Below are 16,633 nucleotides of genomic sequence, written 5' to 3' on the forward strand. Positions count from 1 at the left end.
GCCTGCCTGCCTGCCTGCCTGCCTGCATCTTGATGAGTTCGTCCGTGCGTTGAGGTCCAAGCGCTTCAAGATCCAGCGAGGGAGGCAGGTCAATCCGCCTCGCGGGTTCGGAAAACCGCGCCCCTCACCGGCTGTGCCGGCGCTAGACAAGCCCGGCCAGGCAACCAGCTCGAACCGGATGGGACAAAGCACGGACCTTGCGTTCGGCGGGAGCGACGGTCGGTGCCATGCAATCAGGCACGACATCGCCTTCAAGATTTTGATCTTGAACCGGTCGTTACCGTGCCAGCTCCGTCACCCGGGATTCGCGGACGACCGTCACGCGGATTTGTCCGGGATAGGTGAGTTCTTCCTCGATCTGCTTGGCGACGTCGCGGGCGAGCACCGCCGCGCCGATGTCGTCCACGTCCTCGGGCCGGACCATGACGCGGATCTCGCGGCCGGCCTGCATCGCGAAGACCTTGTCGACGCCGACCTTGCCGGCGGCGATCTCCTCGATGCGCTCCAGGCGCTTCACGTAGGCCTCGAGGCTTTCGCGGCGCGCGCCCGGCCGGCCGCCGGAGCAGGCGTCCGCGGCCTGGGTCAGCACGGCCTCGATCGTCTGCGGCTGGACCTCGTTGTGATGCGCTTCGATGGCGTGCACGACGTCGTCGGACTCGCCGTACTTGCGGGCCAGGTCCGCGCCGATCAGCGCGTGGCTGCCCTCGACCTCGTGGGTCAGCGCCTTGCCGATGTCGTGCAGGAAGGCCGACCGCTTGATGGTCGGGACGTCGAGGCCGAGTTCGGCGGCCATGATGCCGGCGATGTGGGCCGTTTCGACCAGGTGCTTGAGCACGTTCTGGCCGTAGCTGGTGCGGTAGCGCAGGCGGCCCAGCAGCGTGGCCAGTTCCGGGTGGATGTCGGTGATGCCGACGTCGACCAGGGCCTCCTCGGCGGCGCGCTCGCAGAGCCGGTCGACCTCGCTGCGGGCGCTGTCGAAGACCTCCTCGATGCGGTGCGGGTGGATGCGGCCGTCCAGGACCAGTTTCTCCAGCGTGAGGCGGCCCACCTCGCGGCGCACCGGGTCGAAGCAGGAGAGCAGCACCGCTTCCGGGGTGTCGTCGATGATCAGGTTGACGCCGGTCGTCGACTCGAAGGCGCGGATGTTGCGGCCCTCGCGGCCGATGATCCGGCCCTTCATCTCGTCGCTGGGCAGGTGCAGGACGCTGACCACGCTCTCGGAGGTCTGCTCGCTGGCGATCCGCTGGATGGCGTCGACCACGATGTGCCGGGCGCGGGTGTCGGCGGTGTGCTTGGCTTCGCTCTCGATGTCGCGGATCAGGATCGCAGCCTCGCGCTTGGCCTGGTTCTCGATCGAGTCGATGAGCTCGGCGCGGGCGGCGTCCGCGGTCAGGCCGGCCACCCGCTCGAGCTCCTTGCGGCGGCTCTCCTCCGCGGCGGTCAGCTCGGCCTCGCGGACGGACAGCGCGGCCTCCCGCGCGGCCAGGTCGGTGTCCATCGCGGCGAGCCGGCGCTCCCGCTCGACCAGGCGTTCCACCTCGTCGGCGTGCAGGCGTTCGCGCTCGTCGATGCGGGCCGCGCGGCGCTCGACCTCCGCGGCGTGCTCCTTGGCCGTCGCGTTCAGCAGGGCGACCTCGCGCTCGCCGCTGCGCCGGGCGGCCGCGCGGACCTGCTCGGCGTCGGACTCGGCCTGGCGGTGCGCGTGCTCGAGGATCGTGTCGGCCTCCTCGTGGGCGGCCTCCAGAACCCGGCGGGCCTCGGCCCGGGCGGAGGTGGCCTCCGCCTTGGCGGCGGCGGCTTCCGCGCGTACGGACGCAGCCTTCGCGTTCGCGTCGTCGACCTTGGCCTTGGCGGCGTCGAGTGTCTGCTCGCGACGATCCCGGTCGGCGGTTTTCGTCTCCTGCAGTTGCCGCAGGGCGCGCAGACCCAGGGACAGCCCGACCACCAGGAAGACGGCGAGAACGACGAACGCCACTACGAGTACCCACTCCAGGGCGGTCATCTCGCCGAGTCTCCCTTCGCCGCGCCGCATCACTGCGTCGGCTGCCTGAGGGGTTGCCCGACCAAGGCGACGGAACCGCAGGCGTGAACAGCCGTCGGCGCCACAAGTGGCGTCGATGGCCGACCGCCGGGTATGTCTGGCCCCCACCCGCGCGGTCTGCGGGCGGCGGAGGCATCGACGGCGCCCTGCGCCTGGAAGTGATGCCGTAATGTAATGCGATCTATGTTGTGCGATTAGCCTGCGATGGTCGAGCAAACCTTGTGTAACGCGAGGCTAGGTCGCGAGTGCCGCTTCGGTCAAGGACTCATGATTCGGCAGCGGATGGGACGTAGGGCACAGACCTGCTCACGCCCTGCTCAGGAACGTTGGGGGCAATTCAGGCGTAGCGGGCCCAGACGTCGCGCATCGGCTCCCACTTCTGCCCGGTCCCTTCCTTCCAGTACGCGAGCAGGTAGGCGGCCACCGGAGTGGCCGAGTCGTCCCACCAGATGCCGCTGACAGTCCGGCCGGCTGTCTGGTACGCGTACTCCACGTAGTTGCCGTTGGTCCGGCCCGAAGGGCTGGCCCGCTCGACGGCGGCATCCGCGACGCCCGGGGTGAGGGTGCGCGCATCGACGTTCTGACCGAGCGTCTTCACCCGGGCCTTGTCGCGATCGGCGACGGTCATGTACTCCACGAAGATCACACTCATGGCGTCCATCTCGCAGCGGACGCGGGTCTTCTCGCCCTTGTTGAGCACCGGGCCGTCCTTCTCCCCGCTGCGGGAACAGCCGGAAAGCTGCGGAAGCCAACCCTGGGCGACCACGGCGAGCGGGCCGGTGAACTTCGGCTGGTTGATCGTCACCTGGTTCTGCTCGTACGGCGGCAGGGCGGCGGCGCTGGGGGCCGGGGCGGCCTGGGTGGGGGTGGGATCCGGGGCGTCGGCGGTGGAACGGCCGAGGAACCAGCCGCCGGTTCCGAAGATCACGAGGCCGGCGAGGAGGCCGGCCAGGGCGGGGAGGAGGAGGCGGCTTCTGGGCTGCTTGGGGGTGGGCTCGATGCGGGGGCCCGGGTTGTAGGAGAAGCCGTACGGGTCGGCGAGGGGGGTGCTGCCGGAGATCGGGTCGGCGGCGGACCAGTTCGGTGGGGCTGAGGTGGGGCCGGATCCCGAGGTGGGGATTGGTCCGTACGGGGAGTTTGCTCCTGAGGTCGGGTAGGAATCGGTCGGTGGGGGTGGGCTTGCTCCTGGCGGTGCGGTTGCGCCGAAGGTTGGGCCTGGTCCTGGCGGTGGGGGCGCGCCGAAGGTTGGGCCTGCTCCTGGCGGTGGCGTCGCGCCGAAGGTTGCGCCGTAGGCCGGGTCTGCTTCGAGGGGCGCGTCGGCTTGGGGAGGCGGTGGGGCGCCTTCGGGGGCGGGGTTCGTTCCCGACGGGTCGGTGTTCCAGGCGGCGGGCGTTGCGGTGGGATAGCCAGGTGTGCCGCTTGTGGCCCTATTTGCAGGGGCGGGCGGGGTCGTTGCGCCGAGGGCTGTCGGATAGGGAGCGGGTCCGGGGCCGGCCGCCTGGGGATGGATCGCCGGCGCGACGGGCCGGTAGGTCTGCGGGTGACCGGGCTGGTGGGCCGGATCGGGGTAGTGAGCAGGCACTTCGGCGGCCAGGGGCGGGGCCTCGGGCTGGCCGGCGGGCGCGGTGTGCTGGACGACGTGAGCCGTCGCGTCGGCGTCCTCGCGAAGCGGGCCGCCACCGCGCTGAGCAGGGTGGAAGTCGTCTGTCACGACGCAGCAGATTACCAGCCCTGGGCGATCGGGGAGGTCCCGGAAGATCAGCTGTGGATTGTGGATCTGCAGGTTGGTGGGGGTGGGCGGGGTTCGGGGTGGGGTGTTCTTTCGGGGCCGTGGTGGTGGTTATGGCTCATCAGGGTGCGTGATGGGCGGTCGGCGTTGGCCGTGCTGGGCGGGGGCTTTGCTGGCAATCGGCGGGGCCTTTGCTGAGCGACTGGGGCGGTCCCCCGCTGGGCAACCGGCCTTGCTGAGCAACCATCCCGCGCCCTTTGCCGAGCCACCAGCCCGGACCTTTGCTGAGGAACCATCCCGCGTTCCTGCGCCGAGCCATCAGCCGGGACTCTTGCTGAGCCGTCAGCCCGAGACTTGCCGAGGCACCAGCACGGACTCTTGCGGAGAGCTCGGCGCGGGCTCTTGCCGGGGCACCGGCACGGACTCTTGCTGAGGCACCGGTGCCAGCCTTTCTGAGCAACCAGCCCGGACGGGTGCGGGTCGGGGTCGGCTCGGCTGGGTGGTGATCGTCGATCGATGCGGAGCTGTCGGGCGTACCGGTCAGGTCCTGGTGGTGTTGGCAGGGCGAGTGCCCGGTCCGGTTCGGACCGGGCACTCGCAGCCGAATGATCCGGATCGGATCAGGCGTCCGCGCCTTCGGGACGACGACGCCGCGTCACGAGGACGAGGCCCACGCCGCCCGCGGCGATCGCGGCGCCGAGGCCCGCGATGCCGATGGCGTTGGCGCCGGTCACCGGGAGGCCACCGCCGCCGCCGTTGGAACCGCCGCCGTTGCCTGCGGTGTTCGAGTCGCCGTTGTCGCCGCCGTTGCCGGAACCGCCACCGTTGCCGGAATCAGTGTCGGAGCCGGAACCGCCGCCCGTGCCGGAGTCAGGCGGAGTGGTCGGGTCGGTGGGACCGGAGCCTCCCCCTGGCTCCTCACCGCCGGGGCTTCCCGGGTCCTCACCACCGGGGTTGCCGGGGTCCTCGCCACCCGGGTTGCCGGGGTCCTCACCGCCCGGGTTACCCGGGTCCTCACCGCCCGGGTTACCCGGGTCCTCACCGCCCGGGTTACCCGGGTCCTCACCGCCCGGGTTACCCGGGTCCTCGCCACCCGGGTTACCCGGGTCCTCGGTGCCACCGCCGCCTCCCGGCGGATCCTCCTCGGCCTTGGTCACCGTGCCGTCGTCGCCGGTGGCCGGCTCGGCGAGCACGGCGACGCCCCGCAGGGAGTCCGTGACGGTCGCGGCGCTGGCGGCGTTGGCGCCCGCGAACGCAGCCACACCAACGGCACCGATGATGACGCCCAATCGAGCCGCAGCACGCACGCCGCGATGGCGCGCGAGTCGATTCGTCTTCATTTTCCTCCCCGTACCGTGGAAGGACCGCCGTCCGCAATGGACAGCGGTCCCCTTAGTCCGGGCTGCAACCTACCGGGAAACAGCGCCCGACTTCTATCCACGGTTGACAATATGGCAGAAGTCGGACAACTCTCGCCGACGGGCAGTCGCGGGCGTTTTCGAACCGGCCGCAGCCATGGCGGAAAGGCGCCGGCCAAGGCGTACGGGCGCCAGAGGATTACACGCAGAGCCATCTCGGGCACATCGGCGCCGCGGAAAGGGCGCACACTCCGGTGCAGTCACACCGACATGCTTCCGTTCGGACCCATCGACGGCCCCGCGGGCGCTGGGCGCCGGGCTGGGGAGCGGCGAGGTGGGTCCGAACCCGAGAACTAAATCCAGGTCACCGCTGCGCGAGACCAGTTGCTTAACGGTGGGCGGTGAACGGTTCTTGAAGGCCGGCGGGTGGGGCTCGCCAAGGTTCGCCGATGTCCATAGTGAGCGGTGACGGCGCCTGTCTCGCCACGGGGTTGGCGAGGCGGACATGGTGCATCGAGATTCGCGGACGGTTCGCGAGCGCCTATTTGGTTGTCGACGCGCATCTGCCCGCCTTCGAGTTCACCAGATGACGAAGGGCACCGCTCGCCACCACCACGGACATCATGCACTCGCCGGGACGACGAAGAGCGCCGCTTACCGGGACGGGGGAACAGCCGGTTTTATCGCGGCGGCAAGAGGAGACGACTCGAGCTGTCAGGACAGGGAATCGGTTGCCTCGTCCGCGAGGGCGTCGGCGTCGATCTGGTCGGCGAATTCGGCGGCCTCCTCGTCTCGTGCCGCGAGCGCTTCCTTCACCGCCTGGATGGCCACGCCGGCCGGATAACCCTTGCGGGCCAGCATGCCGACGAGCCGGCGGAACACCTGGTCCGGTGTGCCCCGCGCGGAGCGCAGCTTGCGGTCCACCAGGGCACGCGCGGTGGTCGCCTCCGCCTCGTCGTCGAGGGTCTCCAGCGCCTCGGTGGCCACCTCGGACTCCACGCCGTGCTGGCGCAGCTCGTTGGCGAGGGCCCGGCGGGCCAGCCCGCGCCCCTGGTGCCGGGTCGACACCCACATCCGCGCGAAGGCCGCGTCGTCGATGATCCCGACTTCGTCGTAACGGTCGAGGACCTCCGCGATCACCTCTTCGGAGATCTCCTTGCGGGCCAGCACCTTCGCCAGCTCGGCGCGGGTGCGGGGGCGCACGGCGAGTTGCCGGAGGCAGATGTCCCGTGCCACCTCGGATTCGCTGCGCGGAGGCTCGGGGGGCCGCTCGGTGGCGCCCTTCCCGCCGCGGCCGCCGCTGCCGGCACGCCAGCGACCGCCGGCACCTTTGCCACGGCTGTCGGTGAGTCCGTCGTCTTCCCACGCGCCCCGGCCGCGGTCCCCGGCACGTCCGTCGAGGTCTCCGGCATGTCCGTCGGAGTCGCCGGCGCGTCCGCCACCGGCCTCGGTGTGACCGTCACGGGCCTCGGTGTGACCGTCACGAGCCTCGGCGCGGTCGCCGCGGTCGCCGCGGTCGTCGGTGCGGTCGCCGCGGCTTGCGAGGCGTCTGCCGGCGGCGGAGCGGCTTCCGCTGCCGAAGGCGCGACTGCCGGATGCGCCGAAGGCTCCGGACGAGGATCCGCCTGACGAGCCGAAGCGGCGCCGGCCTGCGCCGTTGCCGCGTTCGGAGTCGTCGGGGCCGAGTTCAGCATCGGGAGACTCGTCCGCCGTCGGCCGTGGGGGGATCGCATCCCAGCCTCGTCCCGACCTGGCGCCACGCCGACCGGCCATGTCTCAGCTCCACCCCGGCAGAGAGATGGATCTCGCCATTTCTGCGGGCGAGAGCTCCATCGTCAGTGCGTTCTCAGGACTTTCGTGAGGCGTTGGGAGAGAAGACGGCGGGAACTTCGAGGCGGGCAGAGGTGTTCTGACCACACGCACCGTAGTTCTCACGGCATTCCGCTCTTCCGCGCTTACCTCATCTGATCGGACCGCAGGCCACAGCCCGGCGGCTCGCCGGGTCGAACCCGGCCCTCGCGGGCCGGGTTCGATGGACGGTGGCGTCGGCATGGGTACGGATCAGAAGTCGACCGGGGGCAGTTCCGGGCCGCCGGCGGCGTCGCCGGTGGTCTGGCCGACGCCCAGCTTCTCGAGGATCTTCTTCTCGATTTCGGCGGCTACGTCCGGGTTCTCCTTCAGGAACTCGCGCGCCTTCTCCTTGCCCTGGCCCAGCTGGTCACCGTCGTACGTGTACCAGGCGCCGGACTTGCGCACGATGCTCTGCTCGACGCCGACGTCGATCAGCGAGCCCTCGCGGGAGATGCCCTTGCCGTACATGATGTCGAACTCGGCCTGCTTGAAGGGCGCGGCGACCTTGTTCTTCACGACCTTGACCCGGGTGCGGTTACCCACCACGTCCGTGCCGTCCTTGAGGCTCTCGATGCGGCGCACATCGAGACGCACCGACGAGTAGAACTTCAGCGCCCGGCCACCGGTGGTGGTCTCGGGCGAGCCGAACATGACGCCGATCTTCTCGCGGAGCTGGTTGATGAAGATCGCGGTCGTGCCGGAGTTGTTCAGGATGCCGGTGATCTTGCGGAGCGCCTGGCTCATCAGGCGGGCCTGCAGACCGACGTGGCTGTCGCCCATCTCGCCCTCGATCTCGGCGCGCGGCACGAGCGCGGCCACCGAGTCGATGACGATGATGTCGAGCGCGCCGGAACGGATCAGCATGTCCGCGATCTCCAGCGCCTGCTCACCGGTGTCGGGCTGGGACACGAGCAGCGCGTCCGTGTCGACGCCGAGGTTGCGCGCATACTCCGGGTCGAGCGCGTGCTCCGCGTCGATGAACGCCGCGATGCCGCCGTTGCGCTGGGCGTTCGCCACCGCGTGCAGGGCCACCGTCGTCTTACCGCTGGACTCCGGTCCGTAGACCTCGATGACGCGGCCGCGCGGCAGGCCGCCGACGCCGAGCGCGATGTCGAGCGCGATGGAGCCGGTGGGGATGACGGCCATCTGGATGACCGGCCGTTCCCCGAGGCGCATCACCGAGCCCTTGCCGAACTGCTTGTCGATCTGCGCGAGAGCAAGATCTAGCGCCTTGTCCCGGTCAGGTCCTGCCACCATGTCCGCCACCCCTGTATTCGACTTCCCAGGCGTCTTCGCCGAAGAGCTTCTGTTCACCACGCGGGTCACGCTAGACCTTGGGTCTGACAAAAACCGGCGGCCGGCCCTGACCTGTGGATGACTACGCCGCCGAGGAGAATAGCCGAACAGGTGTACGACTACGAGCGACACGCCAGAACAAGCGTACGAAAAAAGACGTCAGCGCAGGCGGGAAGGCACCCGATCGGGGTACGCGGAAACCACCGCACGCCAGATAGTAACCGTCTCCACACCCTGAGCTATGGATTCGTTAATGGTGCGTCCGCCGAGGGCGGAAAACGTCTGGTCCGCGGCGAGACTCCGCGCATAGGCGGGGCCGAAGGCCTGTTCAAGGCGCCCCCAGAAGTCCGTCAACCGCACGGGGAAAGCGTACCCGCGGCGGCCGAGAGGCCCTCCTTGCCACCACGCTGAGATGCACGTCACTTTGACGGAAGACTGTGGACCTTTTGCCGAGCGCACGCCGGGGAGCGCCACGGCAGTCGGCGGCTCGTGGGGTCTCGCGTCGGATTTACCCCGTCTTGAGCGGGTTCAGCCAGGCTGGCGGCCCGGCCGGTCGCTCTTGCCGCGAGACAGCACCGGCGAGGTGCGCGTACCCCGTCAGGCCAGCACCTCCGCGGCGACCTTGAGGTCGTCGACCAGGCCGCGGTAGGCGGCGTCCCGGTCGTCGGCCCGCAGCACCGCGGACGGATGGATCGTGGCCAGGGCGCGCGACTCGGCGACCGGGAAGTCCTGCGGCCGCTGGGCCGAGGCCGGCCAGGGCAGCAGCTCGCCGCGCGACCTGGTGACCCGGAACGACGGTCCGAACAGGGCCTTGGCCGCGGTCGCGCCGAGCGCCACCACCAGATCCGGCTTCAGCAGCGAGAACTCCGCGACCAGCCACGGCCGGCAGGCGGTGATGTGCGCCGGGCCCGGCGTCTGGTGGATGCGGCGCTTGCCGCGCAGCTCGAAACGGAAGTGCTTCACCGTGTTGGTCAGATAGATGACCGACGGGTCGATGCCCGCGTCGCCGACCGCATCGCGCAGCAGCCGTCCCGCCGGGCCCACGAACGGCAGGCCCTGCTGGTCCTCGATGTCCCCGGGCTGCTCCCCCACCAGCACCAGCCGGGCGTGTTCGGCGCCTCGGCCGAAGACCACCTGGGTGGCGTCCTCGTAGAGCTCGCAGCCGCGGCAGGCGGGCGCCGCCGCCTTGAGCTCGCCGAGGCTGTGCGCGTCGGCGGGGATGAACTCCTGGGCACCGGGCGGGGCTTGCGTCGTAGCCATGCAGACGTTCTACCCCTTGGCGGGCGGTCCACGCGCGGGGCTCACCGGATCGAGCATGATCGACATGCGGGCTCGATGCGGCAGCCGTGGCTGGTGCCCTCGGGAGAACGACTCGCGTGCGGAAATCGGGCGGTGTTGGTGGATTCCGGATCGTCGCGGCCGACGACGCGGCGGGGATCATCGCGAGGGAGCCGACACGGCGGTGGGCCGGGCCGCAGCGGCGACCTTGTCGGCCAGGGCCTCGATCGCGTCATCATCCACGGGGCTCACTGTCAGCCGTACGCCGGGAGGCGCCTGCATGCGGAACAAGGAACCCGGAGCGACCGCATAGCCGGCGTCGCGCAGGCTGGCCACCATGCTGGTCTCGTCCTCGACGGTGACCCAGATGTTGATGCCGGTGGCACCGCGCGCCCGCACTCCCCTGGCCCCGAGCGCCTCGCACAGCGAACGGCGCCGCCGGTCGTAGTCCGCGCCTGCCGCGACGATGTGGGCCTGGGCTTCCTCGTCCAGCCACAGCCTCAGCAGGAGGCGTTGCAGCAATGTGGACACCCAACCGGCCCCGATGCGCATGCGGCCCACCACGCGGGCGATCGTCGCCTCGTCGCCGGCCAGGACGGCGATGCGCAGATCGGGACCGAACGGCTTCGAGGCGGACCGGACGAACGCCCACGACCTGGTCACGCCACCGAGGCAGTGCAGGGGTACACCGGCCAGCTCGGCGGCGTGGTCGTCCTCGATGAGGAGCACGTCGGGTCGGTCGGCGAGAACGGCGCGTAGCTCGGTGGCACGCTCGGCGCTGACTGCGGCTCCGGTGGGGTTCTGCGCGCGCGCAGTGATCACCGCCGCGCCCACACCGGAGGCGAGAGCGGCCCCGAGGTGATCGGGCAGCGGACCGTCGTCGTCGACGGCGACCGGGACGGCGGTGAGGCCCAGGGCGGCCAGGAGGTCGAGCAGGTTGGCCCAGCCCGGGTCCTCCACCGCGACCGAGTCGCCGGGTCGCAGATGGGCCGTCAGGAGTCGCTCGATGGCGTCGAGAGTGCCGTTGGTGACGGTGATGGCGGCGTCGTCGACGGGCACCCCGTCGGCGGCGAGACGGGGCCGGGCCGCGTCCACGAGCTGGGGCATCGCGCCGGCTGCCGCGTACCCCAGGGGTGGACCGACCTCCTCGGACACCGCCCGCAGATGCCTGCCCAGGGCCGGCAGCAGCCGGGTGTCCGGGTCGCCGGCCGAGAGGTCGAGCGCGCCCGGCGGCACCGGCAGGCGCAGCGCGGAACGCGGGCCGGCCACCGCCGGCCGGACCCTGATCCGGGTGCCCTGCCGGCCCACGGACTCGACGATGCCGCGCTGCCGCAGCTCCTGATAGGCCTTGGCGACCGTCGCCGGGCTGACGTGCAGGTTGTCGGCGAGGACCCGGATGGGCGGCAGTCGATCGCCCCATCCCCAGTCGCCGTGACGGACCCCGGCCTCGATGCTCGCGGAAATCGAGGCGGCGCTGGAACCGGTGACCTGATACTGTGCTGACACACGAGAGATTGTGTACTAGTACAAGCTTCAACGCAAGGAGGGTCCCGTGACCGGCCTCTACCAGCCCACCGCTCGGACCACGGCGACCCGGAACCGCGACCGCATGCACTACGAGCGGGAGAAGGCGCACGCCATTCTCGACGAGGCGTACGACTGTTCCGTCGCCTTCGTGGTCGACGGTGAGCCGCGGGTTCTGCCCACACTGCACGTGCGTGTGGAGGACACCTTGTACCTGCACGCCTCCACGGGCGGACGCCTCGGGTTGCAGGCCCGTGCCGACGGCGTGCCGGTCGCCGTGTCGGTGACGCTGCTCGACGGCATCGTCTACGCCCGCTCCCAGTTCCACCACAGTGCGAACTATCGGTCGGTGGTGGTGCACGGCAACGCCCGGCCGGTTGCGGACGAGGCCGAGAAGCGGGCAGCGATGAACGCCCTGGTGGAGCGGATGGGCCGCGGCCGCAGCGCGGAGAGCAGACCGCCGACGGCCCGGGAACTGGCGACGACCACGGTGCTGGCGCTGCCGCTCGTCGAGGTCTCCGTACGGGCCCGCACCGGTGGCGTCGCCGACGACATCGAGGACGCGTCCCTGTCGCACTGGGCCGGCGTGCTGCCGCTCCGCCGGATCGCCGGGCCGCCCGAGCCGGATGCCGGAGTGAGCGGGCCACCGCCCGCCTACCTGCCGGGACCGACGTCGCCGTGGCACCTCGCGGCGCCGATGCGCGGAGAACACGTCGCGCTGGAGCCCCTCGCTCCCGGGCACGCGGACGGACTGCTCGCGGCGTTGGGGGACGACGAGGTGTGGCAGTTCCTGCCCACCGAACGGCCGCGCGGCGTCGCCGAGATCAGCGAACTCATCACCGTCGCCGCCCGCCAGCAGTGGGAAGGCGAGCGGGTGTCGTGGGCGCAGGTGGATCCGCGGACCGGCGAGGTGATGGGCATGACGAGCTATCACGACATCGATACGGAACGGCGGGCCGTCGGCATCGGCCACACCGTCCTGGGGCGCCGGTGGTGGCGTACCGGGGTGAACACCGAGGCGAAGCTGATGTTGCTCCGGCGGGCCTTCGAGGTGCTCGGCGCGGAACGGGTGTTCTGGTACACCGACATCCGCAACGAGCGGTCGCAGCGGGCCATCGCGCGGCTGGGCGCGACGCGGGACGGAGTGATTCGGCGGCATCGGCTGCGGCCTGACGGCACGTGGCGGGACACGGTGCTGTTCGCCATGACGGTGGAGGAATGGCCCGCCGCGGCCGAACGGCTCCGGGCCCGGCTGGCGGCGGCGTGACGGCTGGGCCGTGGCCTGACGGGCTGACGGGCTGACGGGCTGACGGGCTGACGGGCTGACGGGCGGTGACAGCGTCCTTGGCGCCGTGGGCAAGGCCACAACGTTCTGACTCTCCGGGCACTGCCGGCCCGGCGCCGACACGCTGAGGATGGGAGCCGTGCTGGGAATCACCGACTTCTGGACGTACGTGCTGGGCACTGCCGCGATCGTGCTGTTGCCCGGGCCCAACTCGATCTTCGTGTTGACCGTTGGCGCGCAACGCGGGGTCCGCGCGGGATATCGGGCCGCCGCCGGGGTGTTCATCGGCGACGCCGTGCTCATGGCGCTGGCCGCCGCCGGGGTCGCATCCCTGCTCCGGGCCTATCCGCCGGTCTTCATGGTGATCAAATACGCTGGCGCCGCCTACCTGGCGTGGGTGGGGCTCGGCATCATCCGCGGCGCTTGGCGCAAGGTGCGGGACGCTGAGGGTCACAGGCAGACAGACGAACGCAAGCGGTTGGCGGAGGACGGGCGGCCGACCGGGCTCAGCGCCGGCCTGCAGCGGCCGTTCCGCCGAGCCCTGGTCGTCAGTCTGCTCAACCCGAAGGCGATCCTGTTCGTGGTCTCGTTCTTCATCCAGTTCGTCGAGCCGGGGTACGCCCATCCCGCGCTCTCGTTCCTGGTCCTCGGCGCCGTCCTGCAGGTGTTCAGCGCGCTCTACCTCACCGCACTGATCTTCGGGGGCCAGTTCCTGGCCGGCCAGTTCCGGCGCCGGCGGCGACTCTCCGCGGGCGTCGCTACCGGGGTGGGGGCGGTTTTCGTCGGCTTCGGCGTCAAACTCGCCACTGCTACCACCGGCTGACCACCGGTTCGGGCCGGCGCGCCACCTATCGGGCAAAGCTCGAGGTCTGGCTCCGGGGCTGTGGCGCGGTTCGGGAGCCATGGAAGCGCAAGCCACACAACCCCATCAAACGGAGACAGCGCCCCACACAAAACCGAACCGCTACCCCGCCCCACCCCGAAGCGAAACAACCCCCCGCCGAACCCACCCCTCCACCACCGAGACCACATCAACCCCCGAGACGTCCCCATGCGCCACCCGGTACCGCGCATAGGAGTCCCGCCCCTCCCGCAACAACCCCCCACGCTTGTCGAACTCCAGGATCACCTCGACACCCTCGCGGTCGGCCACGAACGTCACCTCCACCTCGTCCATCGACGAGGCGTGCTCCGGCGGGGCCGCGTACTCGATCTCCTGGTAGAACGGCAGCTCCTGGCGTACCCCGTAGATCCCGCCGCGTTCGACGTCGGCGTGCCTCAGCTGGAAGCCCAGGCGGTCGAAGGCCGCCAGGATGGTTTCCTGGGCCGGCAGCGGGTGGATCTCCACCGCGTCCAGGTCGCCGCGGTCGACCGATTTCGCCACCGACAGCTCGGTGCGCACGCCCATCGTCATGCCCGCGAGCGGCTTGCCGGCCAGGTGGGTCACCGGCGTCTCCCACGGCACCGCCAGGGTGAACGGGATGTCCTCGCGGGCGCCGGCGGCCAGCGTGAAGTTGCCCGCCACCGACGCCCGGTGGAAGTCCAGCAGCGCTTCGCCGTCCTCCGCCTCCGCGCGGGTCACCAGGGCCAGCACGATGTTGTCGATCAGCACGTCGTAGTCGCCGCCGGCCACCCGCACCGTGCCGGTCAGCGTGCCGCCGGGGCGGGAGGCCGGATCGGCCAGGACCGTGTCGACGCTCGGGCCGCCGACCCCGAACGCCCGCCGCATTCTCGCGAAGACCATCAGCGCATGCGCCTTCCCACCGGCACCGGGTCCGTCTCGTCGTCGAACTCGCCGATCACCTGCTCCAGCAGGTCCTCCAGGGCCACGAAGCCGACCCGGGCCCGGGCCCGGGTGACCAGCGCGAACTGCGCGCGGGCGGCGCGCATCCGGGTCACCGCGTCGGTCACCGTCACCGCCGCCTCCAGGGTGAACGGCGGGTCCATCAGCTCGGCCGCGGTCGCGGAGCCGCCCGGGGTGGTGACCCGGATCGCGTCCCGGACGTGCACGACGCCGAGCACCTCGCCGGACGGCATCACCACGGCCAGCCGGGACCGGCCGCTGCGCAGCGAGGCCGCCTCCACCTCCAGCGCCGGGGCGTCCGGCGGGATCGTCACCAGCTGGTCGTCGGGGGTCATGACGTCGCCGACCTTGGTGTCCTGCAGCTTCAGCATGCTGGTCAGCAGCTCCGTCTGCTCCGCGCCGATCAGGCCCTCCGCCCGGGAGCGTTCCAGCAGGATGTGCATCTCCTGCGGGCCGTGCGCCTGGGCGAGCTGGTCCTGCGGGTGCACCCCGAACGGCTTCAGGGCCAGGTTGGCCAGCGCGTTCAGCGCCACCAGGGCCGGGCGGACCAGCCGGACGAAGCCGCGGAACGGCAGCGCCAGCAGCGTCACCGAGCGTTCCGGGTCGGTGATCGCCCACGACTTCGGCATCATCTCGCCCAGCACCAGGTGCAGGAACGTGACGACGAGCAGCGCCAGCAGGAACGCGATGATGCCGCTGGGCACGTCCGGCAGGCCGATGCCGTGCAGCAGCGGGTGGACCAGGTGTTCGATGGCCGGCTCGGCCAGCGCGCCCAGGCCCAGCGAGCACAGGGTGATGCCGAGCTGGGCGGCGGCCAGCATCAGGGACAGCTCGCGGCTGCCGTCCAGGGCCGCCCGCGCGGCGCGGCTGCCCCCGGCGGCGGCGTGTTCCAGCCGGTAGCGCTTGCTGGCCACCAGGGCGAACTCGGCGGCGACGAAGAACGCGTTCCCGGCGAGCAGCAGCACGGAGCTGATCGCGGCCCAGGTGGGGCTCATCGGGACTGCTCCTCGTGGGCGCGGGCGGTGGCGGAGACGGCGCGGGCCGGGGTGGCGGACAGGCGTACGGCCTGCGGCACGTGCCGGTCCACCGACAGCACCGCCAGGTCGGTGCCGGAGGCCAGCGACACCGCGTCGCCCACCTGCGGCACCCGGCCCAGGGCCGACATCACCAGGCCGGACACCGTGTCGTACTCGTCGCTCTCGGGCAGGTCGACGCCGGTCGCGTCGCTCACCTCGTCGATGCGCCAGCGGGCCGGGACGATCCACGAGCCGTCCTGCTGCCGGGCCGGCGCGGGCTCGGGCAGGTCGTCCTCGTCGCGGATCGGGCCGACCAGTTCCTCGGCGATGTCCTCCAGGGTGATGATGCCGGCGAAGCCGCCGTACTCGTCGACGACGCAGGCCAGCTGGCGGTGGTCGCCGCGCAGCCGGTCCAGCACCCCGGGCAGCCGCAGCGAGGACGGCACGAACAGCGGCGGCACGATCAGCGTCTCGACCGGCACCGTCGCGCGGTCGGCCGCGGGCACCGCCAGCACGTCGGCGATGCCGACCACCCCGATGATCTCGTCCACGCCGGCGTCGGCGCGGACCGGGAACCGGGAGCGGCCGGTGTCCAGCAGCTGCACCACGCGCGCAGCCGGGTCGCTGCCGCGGACCGTGTGCACGTCCACCCGGGGCACCATCACCTCGGCCGCGGTCCGGCGGCGGAAGTCCAGGCCGCGGTCGAGCAGCGCGGACAGCTCCGGGTCGAGGTGGCCCTCGGCACGGGACTCGGCGATGATCTGCTCGAGGTCCTCCTCGGTGGCGCCCTCGGGCAGCTCCTCGATCGGCTCGATGCCGACCCGGCGCAGCAGCTTGGCCGCGGCGACGTCGAAGAGTCTGATGACCGGCCCGAAGACCGCCAGATACAGCAGCGTGGAGCGGCCGAGCGCCTTGGCCAGCGACTCGGCGCGGGCGATGGCGAAGTTCTTCGGGGCCAGCTCGCCCAGGACCATCTGCACGACGGTGGCGATGAGCAGGGCCAGCACGATCGCGAGCGGCATGCTCACCGCGGCCGGCACGCCGGCCACGCCGAGCAGGTCCGCGAGCCCCTCACCGAGGAACGGCTCCGCGACGTAGCCGACGATCAGGGCGGTGACGGTGATGCCGAGCTGCGCGCCGGACAGCACGAACGAGAGCCGTTCGGTGACCCGGAGCGCCCGGAGCGCGGCCTTGTCGCCGTGCTCGGCCTGCTGGCGCAGGCGGCTGCGGTCGACCGCGACGTAGCCGAACTCCTGGGCGACGAAGTAGCCCGTCACGGCCGTCACCAGGATGACAAGAAGAAGGCCGACCAGGATCAACATGGCCGGACCGGGAAGACCAGAAGCCGGGCCGAGCCCGGCTGGATACTGCCGCTCATCGACAAAAGATAGCAGCGGGGGCTGCGCGGTCGCTGGGAGAAACCCGAGCGGGGGTACGGCCTGAGCCGCACC

General features: G+C 71.2%; 13 protein-coding genes and 1 pseudogene. 3 read left to right on the forward strand and 11 right to left on the reverse strand.

The genetic code is table 11. The features are described from left to right. Positions 1-277: 277 nt before the first annotated feature. Together rny and Ani05nite_RS33755 are read right to left on the reverse strand one after the other, a co-directional pair. The gene (rny, locus tag Ani05nite_RS33750; RefSeq protein WP_203775123.1) at positions 278-2,002 is read right to left on the reverse strand and encodes a ribonuclease Y; all 1,725 of its coding nucleotides are present in this window, start codon (positions 2,000-2,002) and stop codon (positions 278-280) included. 376 nt (positions 2,003-2,378) lie between these two features. Then, positions 2,379-2,969, reverse strand: a complete 591-nt coding sequence (locus Ani05nite_RS33755; RefSeq protein ID WP_203775125.1) for a hypothetical protein — start codon at positions 2,967-2,969, stop codon at positions 2,379-2,381. A 612-nt stretch (positions 2,970-3,581) separates the two neighbouring features. Between Ani05nite_RS33755 and Ani05nite_RS33760 the strand changes: the two genes are divergently transcribed. Beyond that, positions 3,582-3,968: a hypothetical protein gene (locus tag Ani05nite_RS33760; RefSeq protein WP_203775127.1), complete on the forward strand. Its 387-nt coding sequence runs from the start codon at positions 3,582-3,584 to the stop codon at positions 3,966-3,968. 422 nt (positions 3,969-4,390) lie between these two features. On the opposite strand, the gene Ani05nite_RS33765 is transcribed toward Ani05nite_RS33760, so the two are convergent. The 6 genes and pseudogenes from Ani05nite_RS33765 to Ani05nite_RS33790 all read right to left on the reverse strand — a co-directional run bounded on the left by Ani05nite_RS33765 (position 4,391) and on the right by Ani05nite_RS33790 (position 11,059). Beyond that, positions 4,391-5,110 (reverse strand): hypothetical protein, encoded by a 720-nt coding sequence (locus Ani05nite_RS33765; RefSeq protein ID WP_203775129.1) that lies wholly within the window; start codon positions 5,108-5,110, stop codon positions 4,391-4,393. A 732-nt stretch (positions 5,111-5,842) separates the two neighbouring features. Further along, positions 5,843-6,469, reverse strand: a pseudogene (locus Ani05nite_RS33770) (regulatory protein RecX); the annotation flags it as partial. Between the two features lie 720 nt (positions 6,470-7,189). Further along, entirely contained in the window at positions 7,190-8,236 is a 1,047-nt protein-coding gene (recA, locus tag Ani05nite_RS33775; protein ID WP_203775131.1) for a recombinase RecA, read from the reverse strand. 198 nt (positions 8,237-8,434) lie between these two features. Beyond that, a complete protein-coding gene (locus tag Ani05nite_RS33780; protein WP_203775133.1) occupies positions 8,435-8,635 on the reverse strand; it encodes a DUF3046 domain-containing protein in 201 nt (66 codons plus the stop codon). A gap of 237 nt (positions 8,636-8,872) precedes the next feature. Next, complete coding sequence (locus Ani05nite_RS33785; RefSeq protein ID WP_203775135.1) at positions 8,873-9,535, reverse strand: UdgX family uracil-DNA binding protein; 663 nt, start codon at positions 9,533-9,535, stop codon at positions 8,873-8,875. 177 nt (positions 9,536-9,712) lie between these two features. Beyond that, positions 9,713-11,059 (reverse strand): aminotransferase class I/II-fold pyridoxal phosphate-dependent enzyme, encoded by a 1,347-nt coding sequence (locus Ani05nite_RS33790; RefSeq protein ID WP_203775137.1) that lies wholly within the window; start codon positions 11,057-11,059, stop codon positions 9,713-9,715. 46 nt (positions 11,060-11,105) lie between these two features. On the opposite strand from Ani05nite_RS33790, the gene Ani05nite_RS33795 reads away from it, so the two are divergent. Beyond that, complete coding sequence (locus Ani05nite_RS33795) at positions 11,106-12,344, forward strand: bifunctional pyridoxamine 5'-phosphate oxidase family protein/GNAT family N-acetyltransferase (RefSeq protein WP_239130903.1); 1,239 nt, start codon at positions 11,106-11,108, stop codon at positions 12,342-12,344. Between the two features lie 148 nt (positions 12,345-12,492). Next, a complete protein-coding gene (leuE, locus tag Ani05nite_RS33800) occupies positions 12,493-13,185 on the forward strand; it encodes a leucine efflux protein LeuE (protein WP_203775139.1) in 693 nt (230 codons plus the stop codon). A gap of 141 nt (positions 13,186-13,326) precedes the next feature. Here the strand turns inward: leuE and Ani05nite_RS33805 are convergent, their stop codons facing one another. From Ani05nite_RS33805 to Ani05nite_RS33815, 3 genes are read right to left on the reverse strand one after another with little or no spacing between them, the layout of a single operon-like run. After that, entirely contained in the window at positions 13,327-14,106 is a 780-nt protein-coding gene (locus tag Ani05nite_RS33805; RefSeq protein ID WP_203775141.1) for a sporulation protein, read from the reverse strand. Beyond that, on the reverse strand, positions 14,106-15,161 hold the full coding sequence (locus Ani05nite_RS33810) for a hemolysin family protein (RefSeq protein WP_203775143.1): 1,056 nt from the start codon (positions 15,159-15,161) through the stop codon (positions 14,106-14,108). The genes Ani05nite_RS33805 and Ani05nite_RS33810 overlap by 1 nt, the downstream gene beginning before the upstream one ends. Next, entirely contained in the window at positions 15,158-16,504 is a 1,347-nt protein-coding gene (locus tag Ani05nite_RS33815) for a hemolysin family protein (RefSeq protein WP_203775145.1), read from the reverse strand. The genes Ani05nite_RS33810 and Ani05nite_RS33815 overlap by 4 nt, the downstream gene beginning before the upstream one ends. Positions 16,505-16,633: the final 129 nt, after the last annotated feature.

Origin of the sequence: Actinoplanes nipponensis, assembly GCF_016862275.1 — a bacterium.
GTDB lineage: Bacteria > Actinomycetota > Actinomycetes > Mycobacteriales > Micromonosporaceae > Actinoplanes > Actinoplanes nipponensis.